Origin of the sequence: Apibacter adventoris (assembly GCF_002964975.1) — a bacterium.
In the GTDB taxonomy this organism is placed as follows: Bacteria; Bacteroidota; Bacteroidia; order Flavobacteriales; family Weeksellaceae; genus Apibacter; species Apibacter adventoris.
This window is the reverse complement of the sequence record NZ_PSZM01000001.1, coordinates 376,854-395,235: the sequence shown is the minus strand read 5'-3', so window position 1 is coordinate 395,235 and position 18,382 is coordinate 376,854. Positions and strand designations below refer to the sequence as shown.

At 26.7% G+C, this 18,382-nt stretch carries 13 protein-coding genes and 1 tRNA gene; 8 read left to right on the top strand and 6 right to left on the bottom strand.

Annotation, left to right across the window (positions count from 1 at the left end; genetic code table 11):
- Window positions 1-192 carry a cbb3-type cytochrome oxidase assembly protein CcoS gene (gene ccoS / locus C4S77_RS01850; RefSeq protein WP_395855903.1) on the bottom strand — a complete coding sequence of 64 codons (192 nt, stop codon included), beginning with the start codon at window positions 190-192 and terminating at the stop codon, window positions 1-3.
- Between the two features lie 137 nt (window positions 193-329).
- Complete coding sequence (locus C4S77_RS01845; protein ID WP_105245631.1) at window positions 330-2,717, bottom strand: heavy metal translocating P-type ATPase; 2,388 nt, start codon at window positions 2,715-2,717, stop codon at window positions 330-332.
- A 100-nt stretch (window positions 2,718-2,817) separates the two neighbouring features.
- On the opposite strand from C4S77_RS01845, the gene C4S77_RS01840 reads away from it, so the two are divergent.
- Window positions 2,818-3,519, top strand: coding sequence for a Crp/Fnr family transcriptional regulator (locus C4S77_RS01840; RefSeq protein ID WP_105194475.1), 702 nt, complete (start codon window positions 2,818-2,820; stop codon window positions 3,517-3,519).
- Window positions 3,520-3,574: 55 nt separating this feature from the next.
- Here C4S77_RS01840 and C4S77_RS01835 read toward each other — a convergent pair whose 3' ends face one another.
- Entirely contained in the window at window positions 3,575-5,455 is a 1,881-nt protein-coding gene (locus C4S77_RS01835; RefSeq protein WP_105245629.1) for an ABC-F family ATP-binding cassette domain-containing protein, read from the bottom strand.
- A 201-nt stretch (window positions 5,456-5,656) separates the two neighbouring features.
- On the opposite strand from C4S77_RS01835, the gene C4S77_RS01830 reads away from it, so the two are divergent.
- A complete protein-coding gene (locus C4S77_RS01830) occupies window positions 5,657-6,232 on the top strand; it encodes a GNAT family N-acetyltransferase (RefSeq protein WP_105245627.1) in 576 nt (191 codons plus the stop codon).
- Between the two features lie 280 nt (window positions 6,233-6,512).
- Entirely contained in the window at window positions 6,513-7,946 is a 1,434-nt protein-coding gene (locus tag C4S77_RS01825) for a hypothetical protein (RefSeq protein WP_105245625.1), read from the top strand.
- Between the two features lie 292 nt (window positions 7,947-8,238).
- Here the strand turns inward: C4S77_RS01825 and C4S77_RS01820 are convergent.
- Window positions 8,239-8,311, bottom strand: a tRNA-Phe gene (locus C4S77_RS01820).
- A 163-nt stretch (window positions 8,312-8,474) separates the two neighbouring features.
- On the opposite strand from C4S77_RS01820, the gene C4S77_RS01815 reads away from it, so the two are divergent.
- From C4S77_RS01815 to C4S77_RS01805, 3 genes are all read left to right on the top strand, one after another.
- Entirely contained in the window at window positions 8,475-9,743 is a 1,269-nt protein-coding gene (locus C4S77_RS01815; protein ID WP_105245623.1) for a hypothetical protein, read from the top strand.
- Between the two features lie 42 nt (window positions 9,744-9,785).
- Window positions 9,786-10,358 carry an LPS export ABC transporter periplasmic protein LptC gene (gene lptC / locus C4S77_RS01810; RefSeq protein ID WP_105245621.1) on the top strand — a complete coding sequence of 191 codons (573 nt, stop codon included), beginning with the start codon at window positions 9,786-9,788 and terminating at the stop codon, window positions 10,356-10,358.
- A 461-nt stretch (window positions 10,359-10,819) separates the two neighbouring features.
- A complete protein-coding gene (locus C4S77_RS01805) occupies window positions 10,820-11,935 on the top strand; it encodes a hypothetical protein (RefSeq protein WP_105245620.1) in 1,116 nt (371 codons plus the stop codon).
- A gap of 37 nt (window positions 11,936-11,972) precedes the next feature.
- On the opposite strand, the gene C4S77_RS01800 is transcribed toward C4S77_RS01805, so the two are convergent.
- Both C4S77_RS01800 and C4S77_RS01795 read right to left on the bottom strand, forming a co-directional pair.
- Window positions 11,973-12,632, bottom strand: coding sequence for a uracil-DNA glycosylase (locus C4S77_RS01800; protein ID WP_105245618.1), 660 nt, complete (start codon window positions 12,630-12,632; stop codon window positions 11,973-11,975).
- Between the two features lie 148 nt (window positions 12,633-12,780).
- Window positions 12,781-14,667 carry a RecQ family ATP-dependent DNA helicase gene (locus tag C4S77_RS01795; protein WP_105245616.1) on the bottom strand — a complete coding sequence of 629 codons (1,887 nt, stop codon included), beginning with the start codon at window positions 14,665-14,667 and terminating at the stop codon, window positions 12,781-12,783.
- Between the two features lie 133 nt (window positions 14,668-14,800).
- Between C4S77_RS01795 and C4S77_RS01790 the strand changes: the two genes are divergently transcribed.
- Entirely contained in the window at window positions 14,801-15,916 is a 1,116-nt protein-coding gene (locus C4S77_RS01790) for an efflux RND transporter periplasmic adaptor subunit (protein ID WP_105245614.1), read from the top strand.
- A 449-nt stretch (window positions 15,917-16,365) separates the two neighbouring features.
- Window positions 16,366-18,297, top strand: coding sequence for a DNA primase (dnaG, locus tag C4S77_RS01785; RefSeq protein ID WP_105245612.1), 1,932 nt, complete (start codon window positions 16,366-16,368; stop codon window positions 18,295-18,297).
- Window positions 18,298-18,382: the final 85 nt, after the last annotated feature.

Sequence of the window (18,382 nt, the reverse complement as noted above, 5' to 3'; positions counted from 1 at the left end):
TTACGTAGTTACTTTATTATGATTGTCTTTTTTTTGTTCTGTTTTATCATCATTAGAGTTTGTTTGATTTTGGTCGGAGTCTAGTAATATTCTTACAGCTGGTGACTCATCATCATCAAATTGACCACTTTTTATACCATAAATAAATAGAGCTAAAAAGATAATAGCAAGTGAAACACTGCATAATATCATTAAATATAATATTTCCATAATTTAATATAGCTATAATAGCAAAAATACAGTTTATTTATTTCTAGGTATGATGATTTTTATCATATTTAATTATGAGATATAAATTTATAATCATTCTAAATAACATGCGTATTTAATTATTTGATTTTAAAGTTCTTGTATCCAACAAACAGTGTAGCTAATGTTGTGAATGTTACTATGGAAATAGAGCTTATAGGCATTAAAATAGCAGCTATTAAGGGTGATAATTCACCGGAAACGGCAAAGCTTAATCCAATGATATTATAACAAAAACTGATGAAAAAACATATATAAATTATATGTATTGTTGACTTTGAAAGCTTTAAAAATTTAGTAAGATATTCAAAACTGCTTCCATCTAATATAGCGTCTGAAGAAGGGGTAAAACTGTTTACATCATCAGCAATAGCAACTCCTACGTCAGCTTGCTTAAGAGCTCCTGCATCATTTAGACCATCGCCAAGCATCATGACAATTGTGCCTGAATTTTTCTGAATTTTTCTAATGTATTCTAATTTATCTTGGGGAGATTGGTTAAACTTCATAATGGTTTGTGCAGGAAATATCTTTTTTAAAAATTCTTTTTCAGAATCATTATCTCCACTTAATAGGGATATTTTATAATTTTTAAGGCTGTTTATAATATTTTGTGTATTTTTTCTATACTGGTTGGAGAATGCAAATCGTCCTTTGTATTTGCCATTATATTGAATGTAGACGGAAGTATCATTTTTAGCTAGATTTTTGTCGCCTACAAATATAGGAGAACCAATTTTAATGTGAGTCTTATCTATTTCGCCTTGAATTCCTTTTCCAATAATTTCCTCAAAATTTTTAACTGGTATGTAATTATTATTTGTTGGTATAAATTCATATAAAGACCTGCATAGCGGATGGTTTGAATTTTGTAATACTGCTTTTATATTTTGCAATTCTTTAGGAGTTAGTGGTTCGCCTTCATAATTAATCTTAGCAGCTTTATTAATGGTTAAAGTCCCGGTTTTATCAAAAACGATATGATTTACTTTTGAAAGTTTTTCAATAGTAAGAGCATCTTTAACATAGAATTTTTTTCGTCCAAAAATACGCATCATATTCCCGATGGTAAATGGTGAAGATAAAGCAAGAGCACAAGGACATGCTACAATTAATATGGCGGTAATTACTTGATACATTTGTGAAGTATTATTTTTCACAAAATACCAATACAAACCACTTAATATGGTAATTATGAATATGAAAATTACAAAATATTTGCTTATTTTATTGGTGAGAGTATCTATTTTAGAGTGATCTTTTTTAAAGGCATCATTGTTCCATAGTTGAGTTAAATAACTTTGATTTACTTCTTTAATTACTTCAAGTTCTAATATGGCACCTATTTGTTTTCCTCCGGCAAATATTTTTTCTCCATTTTTCTTTTGAATTAATTTGGATTCACCTGTTATAAAACTATTATCTATAAAAGCATCACCTTTAATTAAGATCGAATCTGTAGGTATAATTTCATTATTTCTAATTAAAATTCTATCCCCAACTTTTAAATCAGAAATTAGTATGTTTTCTTGTTTATTATTAAAATCTATTTTTGTTATTGCAATAGGATAAAATGACTTATAATCTCTATCGAAGGCTAAGTATTTATAAGTTCTTTGTTGAAAATATTTACCCAGAAGCATAAAGAAAAGTAATCCACAAAGAGAGTCAAAATACCCGTTACTTATTCCTTCATATGCTTCATAACAACTTCTGAAAAATAAAGCTAAGATACCGACAACTATGGGTAAATCGATATTCAGATATTTGTTTTTTAAGGCCGCCCATGCGGATTTATAATAATCAGAGGCACAATACGATGCTACGGGAAGTGACAAGAGAAACATTAGTATTCTAAATAAATGATTGTATTTATGTAACCATATGTCTCCTTCTTTATCCATAAATTCCGGAAAGGCAAGTAGCATTATATTACCAAAAGAAAATCCTGCAATCCCTATTTTGATAATTAATGATCGGTCTACTTTCTCAGGTTTTTTATCTGCAGTTTCTAAATTTATAATGGGTTTGTAGCCAAGATCAGTTAAAAAATAGGCTAATTCACTTAGTTTATATAATTCACTTTTATATGCAATTTGTACTGTTTTTGTAGTAAAATTAACAGTAGAGTAAATTATGTTTTTATTAATTTCTTTTAAGCTTTCTAATAACCAAACACATGAGCTGCAATGTATAACCGGTATTTTGAAAGTTACCAGAGTAGTTCCATCTTCCGAATAATCTATAATTTTATTAAAAATTAAAGGAGTATCTAAAAAATCGAAGTGATTTTGATTTTTTTCTGGTTTAATCCCTGCTTTTTCATTTAATTCGTAATAATTTTCAAGATTGTTTTGATTTAAAATTTCATAGACAGTTTTACATCCGTTGCAACAAAAAATTTTCCCATCAAATTCTATTCTTACATCTTCAATATTTTGTCCACAATGAAAACAAAATTCGCTCATATTTAGATAAAATCAATTAACGTGTATACAAAGATATTGCTTTATTTAAAAATAAAATATTATTTTTGCAATGAATTGAACACACAAAATGACAAATATCATGACAAAAGATTCGGTAGATTTAATCCTTTCAGAATTAAAGAATAAGGAGATTTTGGATCAATTTACCAAAGAAGAGATGGATATTCTGGATAAGGAAATGAGAGAAATTCACTACGAAAAAGGGCAAGAAATTATTCATGAGGGTTATAAACCTACAGGAATTTACGGAATACTTCGTGGTACAGCTAAGCTTTATAAGAGTGGATTTAATGGTAAAGAACAAATATTAAGATTTACTAAAAAAGGAGATCTTGTAGGCTATCGTTCTTTATTAGGTGGAGAAAGTTTTAGTGCATCTTGTACTGTATTGGAGGAAGTGAATGCTGTATATGTACCTGAACTTATTTTTCACAAATTATTGGAAATAAGTTCAAAAGTATCTTTTGATATATTAAAAAAAATATCACAAGATTTAGGAGAAGCAGGGAAAACTATTACTCTTTTAGCTCAAAAAACTGTTCGGGAAAGGTTGGCAGAGATCTTACTTTTTTTAGAAAATAAATTAGGTATGGATAGTGAAGGTTTTATTAAAATAACTTTAACTAGAGAGGAAATGGCGAATTTAATCGGTACAGCAACTGAAAGTGCAATAAGGTTAATTTCAGAATTTAAAACTGATGATTTAATTGAGGTAGAAGGTAGAAAGATAAAAATATTAAATCATCAAAAATTAACCCGTTTGGGACATGTAATAGCTTAATTATATAAGTTTATATCTAAAAAAATTATCTTTGAATTTTCAAAGATAATTTTTTTTATTCATTAATTTCCAGCCATCTAAATTCTTTTTCTTCTATTTTTTGAATAACAGCTTCCAGTTGGGTACTTATTTTTTGAATTTCTTCAAAATTTAAGTTAGGATTTGAAATTAATTCTGTTAAATTCTCTTTTTCTTTTTCCAATTTCGGAATTTCTTTTTCTAAAAGTTCCAGTTCCCTTTTTTCTTTAAAAGATAGTTTTTTTGTTTTATTTATTTCCTCATTTATTGATGGGCTTATATTTATTTTTTTGGATTTTTCTTTTTCATCTTTAGTATTTTCCAGTTCTTTTTTCTGGATATAATATTGTGTGTAATTACCTATGAACCAAGATATTTTTCCTTCACCTTCAAATATCATTAGTTCATCTGTTACTTTATCCATAAAGTATCTGTCATGGCTTACAATAAGTAAACAACCTTGGTATTCGTTAAGGAAGTTTTCTAGAACCGTCAGTGTAGGCAGGTCTAAATCATTAGTAGGTTCATCTAAGATAAGAAAATTAGGATTTTTAAATAATACAGATAAAAGTTGAAGACGTTTTCGTTCTCCTCCGCTTAGTTTAGCAATAGGTGTATATTGAGTTTCCGGCGTAAAAAGAAACATTTCTAAAAATTGGGAGGCTATTAATTGTTTACCGTTGGAGAGGGGAAAATAATCTGCAATTTCTTTAACAAAATCTATAAGTCTTAGTTCTTCTTTGAAATTAATGCCTCCTTGTTTAAAATGTCCTATATTTACTGTTTCGCCACGTTCTATGATCCCGGAATCTATATTTTCTTTATTTTCAAGAATTTTTAAAAAAGTAGTTTTCCCTACACCGTTTTTTCCAATAATTCCGATTTTTGAACCTCTGGCAAAAGAATGAGAAAAATTGTCTAATATAATTTTATCTCCATATTGTTTAGAAACATTCTTCATTTCAATGATTTTTTTCCCCAAACGAGTCATTTGCATATCAAGTTGTATATTAGAATCATTGGTTTTCTGTTTAGATTTTTCTTCGGTAATATAGAAATTATCAATTCTGCTTTTTGATTTAGAGGTACGTGCCTTGGGCTGACGTCTCATCCATTCAAGTTCTTTTCTATATAGGTTTTTAGCTTTATCGGTTTGGGCTATTTGATTTTCGATTCGTAGTGCTTTATTAGATACATAGGTTTCATAATCTCCATTATGTGTATAAATGGTTTCATCTTCTAATTCTAAAATTTTAGTACAGATAGAATCTAGAAAATACCGATCATGAGTAACCAAAATTAAAGTTTTATTTTCTTTGTTCAGGAAATATTCCAACCATTCTACCATGTCAATATCCAGATGATTGGTAGGTTCATCAAGAATAAGCAAAATGTGGCCTTTTTCAAAGCTTATATCAATTAAAAATTTGGCTAGAGCAATTCTTTTTCGTTGTCCGCCGGATAAAGATTCAATTCTTTGAGAAAGAAAATCTATTTTTAATTTAGATATAATTTCTTTTATAATAGGCTCAACTTTCCACCCTTCCAGTTGGTCCATTTTTTCAATCAGTTTTATTAAATCGGGATTTTCTGGATTTTCTTCCACCATTTTTTCGTATTGATACACAATATCTAAAATGGGATTGGAATGTGTAAATATGTAATCTTTGGTCAAAAGATTGTTATCAAATGAATCGTTTTGTTCAAACATTATTGTTTTAACATCTTTATTGAGTATTACTTCTCCTGAATCTGAAGTTTCTTTTCCGGCTAATATTTTTAGTAACGTCGATTTTCCACTGCCATTTTTAGCTACTAAGGCAATTTGATCGCCTTCATTAATATGAAAAGAGACATTTTTAAAAAGCGAGCGTATACCAAAAGATTTGCTTAAATTATTTACGGAAAGGTAGTTCATATATTCAAAAATAAAAATGAGGGGTAAAGGTATTTATATTTTTTTGAAATATGCCTATCTGTAATTTTTGGGGTTTAATTTTATATTGGCCAACTGTTATGAGAATGTGCTGTATAAGTATATTTGAAATAATAAAACAAAATAAATTTTATCTTACATTAGCTTTTCATTTCAATTTTTGTCAGGTATAAAATTTAATCTATGAAAAAAGTAGTAAGTAAAAATTATACAAAAATAAACCATATACTCACAAAAGCTTTTGTAAATAATAAATCGGTGAATTATGTCTTAAAACAAAAAAAGGAAAAATATATTTCAAGATTGATGGATTATTCTCTATATATGGGAGAAAAATTTGGAAAGATATTGATAAATGAAGAAGAAACCGCTTGTGCTATACTCATAGACCACAAAAAAAAGAAAACTACTTTAGGCACCCTTATACAAGATATAAAATTTGCTTGTTGTATTAGTGGATTAAAAAATGCCCAAAAAGTAGTGAAAAAAGAAAGGATTACTCATGAAACACTACCTAAAAATATTGATTTTATTCAGCTTTGGTTTTTAGGTGTAGATGTTTTACAGCAAGATAAAGGAATAGGATCTGTTTTTTTACAAGAGGTTATAGAATATTATAAGGAACAAAAAGAAGCTATTGTTTTAGAAACATCAACATTAAAAAATATTCCATTTTATGAAAAAAATGGGTTTAAAATATATAGTGTGAATAAAGAAGATTTTGGATTTGAGTTTTATTTTTTAATATATAGATATTAGTAAAGTTTAAAAATTTAAAAAAAATAAAAGGTTATATGGATTAAGGTTCTTTTCTTTCTGCATTATCTTAAAAATCGTCTTTTATTGAAAGAAAGTAGTAGTAAAAATATATACTGATTGGGATTTTTAAACAATTTAGGTTTTATAAACCAACTAATTTTATTTTTTGAATTAGAGTAGCTAAAAGATATTTTATATCAGGATAAAAAATTACATTTGTATAATTTAAAGGTGTTTAAAAAATATAAGTATACTAATTTACAATGAAGAAAGCTACTTTATGAATAGAATTATTCAAGATGAGAATTTTTTTATAAGAATTATTAAAAAAGCTGTTAACGAATATTCTCAAACAAATGATCTTTCTAAGTTAAATGTGTCTTTTAAAGATATTGATTTTCAAATTACAGATTCTATTAATTTAACAGATTCTAATGATTTAAATGTACCTGGTTTAAACCTGTCTTTTTTTAATTGTGCTTTATCAGGACAAAGATTTGATATCACTATTAAAGAATTACCGGAAAGATTAAACAGAATAGTATTTGAGAAGTGTGAGATTAATATTGACTTGTTTATAAACGATTCTAAGCTTCAAGCTCTAATCTTTAATGAAACAGATATAACTTCTTCTCACTTTCATATTTCATCTAATGAAATTTATTGGCTTTCTTTTGTAGGAAGTCCTGAAAAACTAAATCAAATAAATAACATCCTCCTTATTGGTAATAAAAATATAAACTATTTGGATTGTCGTTTGAATCAAATTAATTTCTTATTTATTGATAATTGTAGTTTTTTTGAAGAATGTACGCTTAATGGAAATAATATTAAAATATTACAGATTAATTTCAGTATTTTTAAACAAGTTTTTGAGTTTTGGAAAAATAAACTTAGTAGTTACTCTTTAATTGAAAAATGCATTTTTGGAGAAGTTAAAGCTAAACAATCAAACTTTGGTATAGTAACTGAATTTAATAATATAGAGTTTTCAGAAAGGGTGGAATTTACAGAATTAAAATCAGAAAAAAGTACTTTGAAGTTCAAGAATTGTACTTTTAAAAAAACTACTTATTTTGATAATTCTAATGTCTTAAATATAGAGTTTAAATCCGTTTTTTTTCATGGAATAACTTCATTTCAATTTTTGAATTGCATTCAATTAATAAAATTTGAAACATCATATTTTGAAAAAATCGGTTTTTTTGAAGGAATAAAATTAGGAAATTTGAAATCCATAGATACAAATACAATCAGAACAATCAAAGGACAATTATTAAAGTCAGAAAATAAAATTGAGTATCTTAAATACAATGCACTAGACCAAAGTAAATACTTTCAAAAGTTAAGTATTAAAGATTATGATTATTATGTTTTATGGCTCAATAAAAAATCTAATGATTTTGGAAGAAATTGGATTAAAGGAGTAAAATTTACTTTAGAAGCAAGTTTGTTCTTTTTCTTACTTTTAATCATCATTAATTCTTTTATTTCTTCAAATTATCCTTTAACATTTTCTAATAAAGATAGTTCTTTTGCTGGATTTTCTATTATTTTATTAGAATTTTTAAAATTTACATTTTCATTAGATTTTAAAAATGAGGAATTTCAAAGCAATGGAGTTTTATATTTTATCTTTATTATAGCAAAAATTTTTATTGGTTATGGAATCTATCAGACGATAACAGCATTTAGAAAATATGGAAAACCTTGAAAGAAATAAAGCTCTAAACTATATATTTTTTCAATAATTCTTCTAATATCATATAAAATACTAACTTAAATTCATAAGGTTTGTATATGAAATTCTCGTATCCCTGTTATGGCTGATTCCTTTGAACTGGTAAAAGTCTCAGAGTGGCTTATTTCAGATTATTAGAAAAAGATAAATAGAAAAGCTCCTAAATTTTAATTACCACCTGTCAAAAAATAAACAATACTTTTTTTACTTCGTAAACTCTAAAAAAACAAAAAACCATAATCTAAAATGATTACGGTTTTTTAAGTGGTACCTCTTGGAATCGAACCAAGGACACAAGGATTTTCAGTCCTTTGCTCTACCAACTGAGCTAAGGTACCTCAGATTTGGTTTGCAAATATAGGACTTAATTTTAAAGTACAAAATAATTATTAAAAAATATTTAAAAAAAAATTACGTTAACATATTTAATAGAACTTTTACAATATTTATTTTTATAATCCGTGCATTATTGACATATTTGCAGTTATTAAATTTTTCAGGATGAAATTTAAAATTTTCTTATTATTTATTTTTATTTTGGCTACCCATTTAATTAATGCACAGCAAACCTCTACTTCTCCATATTCATCCATTGGGTTAGGAGATAATAAGACAAATAGTGATATAGTAATTTCATCCATGGGAGGCATTGGTACTGCGTATATTTCAGATTTCAATAATGAAGTAAATTTTGTTAATCCTGCAGCAAACAGAAATTTAAGATATACCAGTTTTAATATTAGTGTGAATACAGATTATACAGACGAAAAAACTTCTTTAGAAAGCAGTGATAGATCTACTACATATTTAGCAAATTTAGCTTTTGCTTTTCCTATTGGTCAAAAATCTCGAGCAGGTGTAAATCTACAACCCTATACAAATATAGGATATGATATGACATTAGATGCAACTTCGCCTGTAAATATGAAATCTATTTTAAAAGGGAGAGGAGGGTTAAATTCATTTAATGGTTTTTATTCTTATAACGTAACTAAAGAATTATCTTTAGGAGCAAAAATAGGTTATATTTGGGGAGAACTTAAGAAAGAACAAGAAAATTCTATTCAGGATGCAGCATTAATTTCCGGGATATTTAACAAAAAGGAATATAATTTTTTTGATTATACCTTGGCATTAGCTTACCAAAAAAAATTAAAAAAAGATCATTTATTAAAATTAGGGGCTACCTATAATATAGGACACAAAGTAAATACAGACATCGATTATGTTTATTCTACCTATTACTATGATGTTTATGGAAATAAAAAATCTGTAGATACACTTACATACATAAATGGAGAAAAGAAAACTAAAATACCTTCTTCTTTTTCTTTAGGAGTGGCTTATGGAAAAGAATTTAAATGGTCATTAGGAGCAGATTTTAAATTTACCAATCAATCTAAATTAGAAATACCGGAAGATAATTTAGAATATAAAAACAGATATAGAGTAGCAATAGGCGGTTGGGTATTACCCAATGTGAACAGTTTCAGATCATATTTTCAAAGAGTTATATATAGATATGGGATATATTATGAAAATACAGGCATTGAACTTTATAATCATACAATTAATCAATATGGACTTACAGCAGGGATGAGTCTTCCTTTGGGGAAATCAGGTCGTCAAGATCCCTCATTGCTAAACTTAGGTATTGAATTAGGCCAAAGAGGAACTAAATCTGATGGGCTGATCAAAGAAAATTTTGTAAACTTTAAAATAGGATTTAACTTTGATGACCTATGGTTTAGAAAAAGAAGATATGATTAATATATCCTCTTTTTACTTACTTTAAACTAATAACTTTTAATTATGAAAAGTAAAGTAAGGCTTATAAAAATTATTGCATTTATCTACTTAGTTTTCTGTAGTACAATTTCTTGTTCAGATGATTCAACCGAGAATTTAGGAAAAAAAAATAAGAATTTTGTATCACGAAAAATATTTAATGCCCATGTGGTTATTACAGATTCTATTTATAAAGTCATAAATCTGAGATCTCCTTTGATAGAAGAATATGAATTTGCTCAAACTCCCTATACAGAGTTTCCCAAAGGAATAGATATGGATTTTTATGAAAAAGGTAAAAAACCTGGACATTTAAAAGCAGACTATGCGAAAGTAATAGAAGTGACAGGATGGTATGAAGCTAGAAATAATGTAGTGCTGATAAACTCTTCTAACGATACATTAAAGACCAATCGTATTTTTTGGGATAAAAAAAATAGAAGGATATTCTCTAATGATACGGTAAAAATATACCGAGCTGATGGAATAACTACAAATATTTCAGAACATGGGATAGAGTCAACGGAAGATTTTAAAAACTATAAACTCAAAAAAAATAAAGGAACTCTTCCATACAATAACGAATTAAAAAAATAATAATAGTTAGTAACCGCAGCCTCAAATATTCTTATTTTCATATTTTTTTAAATTACTTTAACTAAAAAATTCACAGATTTATATATCTTTATTTATATTATTTTTTATAGATAAAAAAATTCGAAAGTTTTTTTTAAGATATATATATTTATATTATTTTTACTAAATTTGTTTTCATAAATTATTCTTTCAATAATTATTATTTGATAAATGCAAGGTTTCAATTTAAAATTATATTTAGTTTTTTTAGATTATTTTTATAACCTAGAAGAAGTTCTTTATTATAATATATATATAAAATTTGATATACTTAATATTGATATTAAGATTTAAAATGAATGAAGTTAGAATTCTTAATGTATGTTAAATAATATAAAATAAAATCTTTTTTTATTAAAATAGAAAGGTGTAATTTAGTAACTTGAAATGCATTGTAATTAAAATGTAAATATTCATTAATCATGAAAAGAACATATACCATTTTGTTTTTATCAATAACCATTTTATCTTTTGCACAAAGAAAAAAAATTGAAGAAACTTCAGAAAAAGGATTTTATTTTAAGCAAGTAGGAGATAAAATAGAGGTTTGGAGAGGTTATCCATCTTCCGATAAAGCGAGTAATAACTCAGGTTATAGCTTTATTGAAGAAAAAAAGTCAGAGAGAATGGAAGTAGTATCAAATAATAAGAGCAATAGATTGCCTGCAAGTGCTTTTTCTTCCCCTAATGAAGTAAAAATAACTCAAGATGCAGAAGGAAATAAATATTGGATTATTATAGATGGTACGGTAGTAAAAACAGAATTAGCTACCAAAGCTAATTCTGAAAAAGCAACCCCTCAAACTACAAGTAAGATAATAACAAAAGATCCTAAAAAAAATTCAGATGAAATCCAAAATAATATGATTTCAACAACTTCTGAAAAAAAATTAGGTACATCTGGAATCGTTAAAATAGCTTCAAAAAAATCATCAGTAAAAGAAGAAATACCTGTTAAAGGTCATAAAAATGTAGCTCAGGTTAATACAAATACAAAAAGTCTTAAATTATCAGAACAATCTACAGAAGTTAAAAATGCAAATGTAGAAGTTTTAGATTCAAAATCCTTGAAAGAAGTAAAAACTTCTGAGACTGTTACAGCTTCATCTTTAAAGAGCGAAACGCCTAAAGAACCTATACCTCCTCAAGGACCTGTATTTTCTAATGAAAAGAAAGAAATTCAAAGTGTAAAAGTAAAAGAAGAAACTCCAGTCAAAACGAATCCAAATCTAGCACCTACAAATACTATTACAGAAAAACCTACATTGACAATAGAACCTTCTGAAACTAAACATGTAAATATAAAAGAATTGGATTCTCCTACAGGTAAAGAAGTTAAAACTGATATAAATAATAATGAAGATATAAATGAAGAGATTAAAATCGATTCTGGAGATGTAGGAAATGTATCAGATCTTTTTGAAAAGAATTATGATAATATGACCAATAAAGAAAAAAAGTTATATAGAAAGAATGAAAAGAAAATTATGAAACAGTTAAAAGCTGAATTAAAATTAAAAGAAGAAGAAAGTAATTAAAATATAATTGATTTTTTATAAAATAACCCATCAAATGTTACCAATTGATGGGTTTTATGTTTTTAGAAATTAAATAATTATTTGTTTTACTAAAAGGTCTGGAACCAAAAAATCCTCGGTAGGAGGATAATGGAGAAGGGTGTGGAGATTTAATTATAAAATGTTTTTCAGGATTTATTAGTTTAATTTTTTGTTGAGCATAACTTCCCCATAAGATAAAAACAATGTTTTCCTTTTCTTCTGATATTTTTTGGATTATAGAATCTGTGAAAATTTCCCATCCTTTTTTTTGGTGTGATCCGGCTTCATGAGCTCTTACCGTTAAAGTAGCATTTAATAAAAATACGCCTTGCTGAGCCCAAGCAGACAGATCTCCGGAACTAAGACATACACCTAAATCATCTTTTAGCTCAGTAATTATATTTTGTAAAGAAGGAGGATTTGTTATTCCTTCGGGAACTGAAAAACATAATCCCATAGCTTGACCTATTCCATGGTATGGATCTTGCCCGAGTAATACAACTTTTACTCTATCTAATGGAGTCAATTCAAATGCCTTAAAAATTTGTTTTCCTTTAGGAAAGCAAGTGTGGGCTTTATACTCATTTTTCACAAAATCTATTAAAGATAAAAAATAAGGTTTTTCAAATTCATTTTTTAACGCATTTTTCCAAGAAGGTTCAATATTTATGTCCATGTGTGAATTACATAAAATAATTAAAATACTAAAATACAATTTTTATTTAAAAAGAAATAGTAGCATTTTTTTAAAATTCAATTGATTATCATAAATTTCCTATTTAGTAAATTAAAAAAAGTGTACTACTATAAAAATGAGAATAATTTTAAATAATAGAATACATATTAAAATTTAATAGTTTAATTTTTTTTTCAGCTATTAATTCTTGTAGAAAATGATGGATTTCATCAAAAGAAAAAGAGTGAAATTCAGCATAAATATCCTCTCTAGAACATGGACCTTTAGCTATAAATGATAGAATATCTGACGAAGGATTTAAATTCTTTTTTATTTTATTTAAACAAACATCACATTTATTGCAATTATGGTAAGATTTTTCTCCAAAATAACCCAAAATTAATTTCATTCTACAATATTTTTTATTTTGAATGAAAAATTCTAATTCTTTATATTTTAATAATTTATTTTCTTGAATTTGTTTAAATTTTGCCCAAAGATCATTAAAGATCAAAAATTCATTTCTTGAAGTGATGAAAATTATTTTTTGCAACGCACCATCAATATAATTTATTTCTCCTAGTTTAGAGTATTTAACTAAAATTTCATGAAGCAGTATGGGGGAAATCATTAAAGAATCTGCTAATTTTTTTTCATTTACCTTAATTTGATAAGAAAAAATTCCGCTGATTTTTCTAGCTATTTTTTCAATAATTTCAGAATCTTTCCCAAAAGCATTTTTAATATCAAGTTTTTCAATAGGAAAATTAAATTGAATCAAACTATCAGTTGGTTCATATTTCCATTGTATAATATTACAGTTACTCAAAAATTCCAGGACATTTATAATTTTATTACGACCTATATTTACTTTGTTTTGAAAACTCATCAAATCAAATTCAAAAGTATTTTCAGGTAATTCATTTGGAGCAATACCGTAAATTGAATATAAATAAAGAACAATTTTTTTATATTCGGTTTTTGAAGAAATAGTTTGCGTTAGTGATGAAAAAATTTGAGATAATTCATTTTCAGACCAAAATAAAAAAGCATAAGAAGTTAATCCGTCTCTACCTGCTCTACCAACTTCCTGATAATAATTTTCCAAAGAATATGGTGGGGAAAGATGAATTATCAACCTAACATTATCTTTATCTATTCCCATTCCAAAAGCGTTGGTTGAAATCAAAACTTTTGAATTACTATTTGTCCACTCTTTTTGTTTTTGTAATTTTTCTCGAAGAGGGAGCCCAGCATGAAAATAATCTACATCAAAACCCTTATTTGAAAGAATTTGATAAATATTTTTAGTTTCGTTTCTTGTTCTACAATAAATAATTCCTGAACCATTGTATTTGTTTAGAGTCCGTTCAATTTGTCCAATTTTGTCTTCTGTTTGGATTACATGTAATGATAAATTCTCTCTTTCATATGATTTTTTAAAAACTTGGACATCTCTTAAATTTAATTTTTTTATAATTTCAAAAAGTACTTTTTCTGTTGCTGTAGCTGTTAAAGCAATACAGGGAATTTGCAGGCCAATATAAATTCTGAAATCCTTAATTAATTGATAAGAAGGTCTGAAATCATTTCCCCATTCTGAAATACAGTGAGCTTCATCCACAGCCAGGAATGATATTTCAACATCATGAATTATCTCTAGAAAATTTTTATTTAAAAGTCTTTCAGGAGAGACATATAATAATTTAAGTTCATTATTTTTGAGTTTGTCAAAAATAATAGATTGCTGATCAATGGTTTGCTCCGAAGAAATATATTCTGCAGATATCTGTCTTTGTTTTAATTGTGATACTTGATCTTTAATTAATGCAAGTAAAGGGGATATAACAATACATGTGCCTTCTCCCATTATTGCAGGAACTTGGTAACAGATAGATTTACCTGCACCTGTTGGCAAAAGTGCCACTGTATCACAACCTTCCAAAATACTTAAAATAATTTCTTTTTGAGGATCCCGAAACTCTTTATATCCCCAATAAGATTCTAGTATGAGGTTAGGTAAAGTATAATTCATTAAAAATTAGCAATTCACTTTAAATGTTGATGGTTTACAAATATAGGTTTTTAAGTTAATTTTTTATAGATTACGTGTAACAAAAAAAGCTTAATTTAGACAAATCAAATTAGAAATGTAGAAAAATATTATCATGAAAAAGAAGACTATTAAAATTATTTTAATAATTATCTTTATTTTGCTCTTTTTATATTGTATCGGATATGTTGTCCGATCAAATGCTAATAACAGTGATACTTTTACTACAGAATCACCTGTAATGATGGTGGTGCAACAAAAATCTATTGCAACAGGAAAGATAAATCCTAAAGAAAAAATTGATATAAAACCCAATATATCTGGAATTATAAAACAAATTCATGTTAAAGAAGGAGAAGAGGTTAAAATTGGTCAGTTAATAGCAACAATTAAAGTGGTTCCGGTAGTTTCTAATGTAAATGCAGCCATGCAATCTATAAACTCAGCAAAAATCACTTTAAATAATCAAATACGTCAGTTTAATAGACAAAAATTATTATATAACCAAGGTGTAATTTCTAAACAAGACTATGAAACTGCTGAGACTGATTATAAGATGGCACAACAAACTTTAAAACAAGCACAAAAAGAATATGATATTGCTAAAACAGGAGTTACATCAGGGCTAGAAGATTTGGCAAGTATTCAAATACGTTCTACGGCAAACGGGTTGGTATTAGATATTCCTGTAGAAGTGGGAGATCAGGTTATTGAAGCTAATACTTTTAATGCTGGAACAACTATAGCCAGTGTTGCAGATGTAAATAAAATGATATTTGAAGGGAAAGTAGATGAAGCTGATGCTGGTAAAATGCATGAAGGAATGTCCATGAAAATAGTTATAGGAGCATTACAAGATAAAAATATAAATGGGATTTTAACCTTTATTTCTCCTCAGGGAAAAGAAGAAAATGGAGCTGTGAAATATGAAATAAAAGCAGATATTATAATTCCTTCGGGAGTAGATATAAGAGCAGGATATAGTGCAAATGCTGAAGTGATACTTAAACAAACCCCAAAAACTTTAGCAATTCGTGAAGCTTTGGTGCAATATGATGAAAATGATAAACCTTTTGTAGAAATTGAAGAAGCAAAAGGAAAGTTTAAAAAAGTAAATATACAGTTAGGACTTTCAGATGGTCTATACGTTCAAGTATTAAAAGGCCTTAATAAAAATGATAAAATAAAATTGTGGAACCCTACAGATGCTGATAAAGAGGCTAAAAAATAAATTTTAAAAATGAATAATTATATAATTAAATAAAGTTTTAGATTACAGATACCTTTTCACTAAACATATCATTCTGAAAGAAAAATTACAAAAAACATTAAATAAAAAGTAAAGTAAGATTAAAATTGTAAATGATTATCTAATTTAAATTAAAGTGAAATAAAATTTATTATTAATTAATTTTAGTTCTCAGTTTAAACAATTTTTTTTAATTTAAATTAATAAATCTACATTTAGGGACCTATTCCATATCTATAAACAATTTTAAACAATACGAAATAAATAAATATAAAAAAATCTATTTATTTTGGAAACAGTAATTATAATTTAATAGAAGTATTATACTATTATATAACTTGAATTATTTTGTAAAATACTTAAGAAAAGAAATTTGTAAAATATAATTAATATAAAAATATCTCTTCTAAAAATACCGTATTTTTGTATTTATGATTTCCAAAGAAACCATAGATAAAATTTTTTCAACAGCCAGGGTTGAAGAAGTAATTTCTGATTTTGTAACCCTCAAAAAATCAGGGAGTAATTACAAAGGATTAAGTCCTTTTGTGGATGAAAAAACTCCTTCTTTTATGGTTTCTCCCGCAAAACAGATATGGAAAGATTTTTCTTCAGGAAAAGGGGGGAATGTAGTTACCTTCATTATGGAGCAGGAACACTACACATATCCGGAGGCTTTACGTTATCTGGCTAAAAAATATAACATAGAAATAGATGAAGATCAGGTAGAACTATCAGAGCAACAAAAGGAGACTTATCAAAATAAAGAGAGCCTTTATCAATTATCAGAAGTTGCAGGTGAGTATTTCCAAGATCAGTTGTGGAAGACAGAAGAAGGTAAAAATATAGCACTGTCTTATTTTCAGGAAAGAGGTTTGAGAGAAGAAGTTATACAATACTTTCATTTAGGATATTCGCCTAAAAATAAAAACTCTTTTACTCAATTTGTATTGAGTAAAGGTTATAAAAAAGAAATTTTAGAACAAACCGGATTAAGTATATTCAAAGAAAATTCAGAGCAAGGAATAGATCGTTTTAGGGAAAGGATTATATTTCCTATTCATAGTTTTTCAGGAAGAATCCTGGGATTCGGAGGAAGAATCCTGCAAAATCATGTAAAAACAGCAAAATATTTAAATTCCCCTGAAAGTGAAATATATCATAAAAGTAAAGTTTTATATGGCTTATTTCAGGCAAAATCACATATTACTAAAGAAGATAATTGTTATTTGGTAGAAGGATATATGGATTTAATTTCTTTATACCAGAGCGGAATTAAAAATGTGGTAGCCTCTTCAGGCACTTCACTTACAAATGATCAAATCCGTTTAATAAAGAGGTTGACTAATAATATTACAATACTTTATGATGGAGATTCAGCCGGAATCAAAGCCTCTTTTAGAGGAATTGATATGATTTTAGAGCAAGATATGAATGTTAGGGTCTTGCTATTTCCCAATGGAGAAGATCCAGATAGCTTTGTCCAAAAAAATTCCTCTGATGAAATTGAAAATTTTTTTAAATATAATATTAAAGATTTTATCCAATTTAAAACGGATGTATTATTAAAAGAAGCTCAAGATGATCCTATAAAAAAAGCATCCTTAATAAGAGATATAGTTAGTAGCATAGCTTTAATAAAAAATCTAATACAGAAAGAAATTTACGTGAAAGAATGTGCTAGATTATTGGATATTTCAGAACAAGTTTTATTTAGTGAACTAGCCCAAATTACACAAAATAAATTAGAATCTGATAGGAAAGAATTTAAAAAAGAAATCAAATTACAACCGGTTGAAAATAAAAATGAAAAAGTAGATTTTACCTATAAGATAGAAGAAGATATATTAGATTTGATGCTTTCTTATGGAGATTACGAGATAAAAATGAATTATATAGAAGGGGAAGAAGCATATAAAACAACAGTAATAGAAGAGATAGTACACAGATTTAAAGAAGATGATATACAATTTTCTATCGATTTTTATAATAAAATTTTGGTTGAAATAGAAGAGGGTATTGATAAAGGAGAATTACGTACGGGAGAATTTTTTGTAAAGTCAGAAGACGAAAATTATACCAGATTTGCTGCCCAAAAAATGTTGAAAAAATATTTTATTAGTGAAAATTGGCAGGTGAAAGAAATTTTTGTTCCCAGTTTAGAGCAAAATCTTTCAAAAAATACAAAAGATGTAATATTAAAATATAAATCTGTAAAAATTATACAGATGATAGATAAGCTTGCGAAAAACTTAGAAACGCCCGATATAGAAGAAGAAAAAAGGAATAATATTTTTCAGCAAATTATAAAACTCAAAATATTGTTAAAACAAATAAAAGATCTAGAAAATAAGGTTATTTAGAAACATTCTAATTTAAATAATTAACACTTTATAATTATATTTTTGTTAATATAAAAATCATATATTTGCCAGTAAAGAACACCTG

What these genes read in the sequence shown, in the direction of transcription:
- dnaG (WP_105245612.1), top strand. Translation starts at nt 16,366, where the DNA reads ATGATTTCCAAAGAAACCATAGATAAAATTTTTTCAACAGCCAGGGTT.
- C4S77_RS01795 (WP_105245616.1), bottom strand. Translation starts at nt 14,667, where the DNA reads ATGAATTATACTTTACCTAACCTCATACTAGAATCTTATTGGGGATAT.
- C4S77_RS01835 (WP_105245629.1), bottom strand. Translation starts at nt 5,455, where the DNA reads ATGAACTACCTTTCCGTAAATAATTTAAGCAAATCTTTTGGTATACGC.
- C4S77_RS01840 (WP_105194475.1), top strand. Translation starts at nt 2,818, where the DNA reads ATGACAAAAGATTCGGTAGATTTAATCCTTTCAGAATTAAAGAATAAG.
- C4S77_RS01790 (WP_105245614.1), top strand. Translation starts at nt 14,801, where the DNA reads ATGAAAAAGAAGACTATTAAAATTATTTTAATAATTATCTTTATTTTG.
- C4S77_RS01825 (WP_105245625.1), top strand. Translation starts at nt 6,513, where the DNA reads ATGAATAGAATTATTCAAGATGAGAATTTTTTTATAAGAATTATTAAA.
- ccoS (WP_395855903.1), bottom strand. Translation starts at nt 192, where the DNA reads ATGATATTATGCAGTGTTTCACTTGCTATTATCTTTTTAGCTCTATTT.
- lptC (WP_105245621.1), top strand. Translation starts at nt 9,786, where the DNA reads ATGAAAAGTAAAGTAAGGCTTATAAAAATTATTGCATTTATCTACTTA.
- C4S77_RS01830 (WP_105245627.1), top strand. Translation starts at nt 5,657, where the DNA reads ATGAAAAAAGTAGTAAGTAAAAATTATACAAAAATAAACCATATACTC.
- C4S77_RS01815 (WP_105245623.1), top strand. Translation starts at nt 8,475, where the DNA reads ATGAAATTTAAAATTTTCTTATTATTTATTTTTATTTTGGCTACCCAT.
- C4S77_RS01800 (WP_105245618.1), bottom strand. Translation starts at nt 12,632, where the DNA reads ATGGACATAAATATTGAACCTTCTTGGAAAAATGCGTTAAAAAATGAA.
- C4S77_RS01845 (WP_105245631.1), bottom strand. Translation starts at nt 2,717, where the DNA reads ATGAGCGAATTTTGTTTTCATTGTGGACAAAATATTGAAGATGTAAGA.
- C4S77_RS01805 (WP_105245620.1), top strand. Translation starts at nt 10,820, where the DNA reads ATGAAAAGAACATATACCATTTTGTTTTTATCAATAACCATTTTATCT.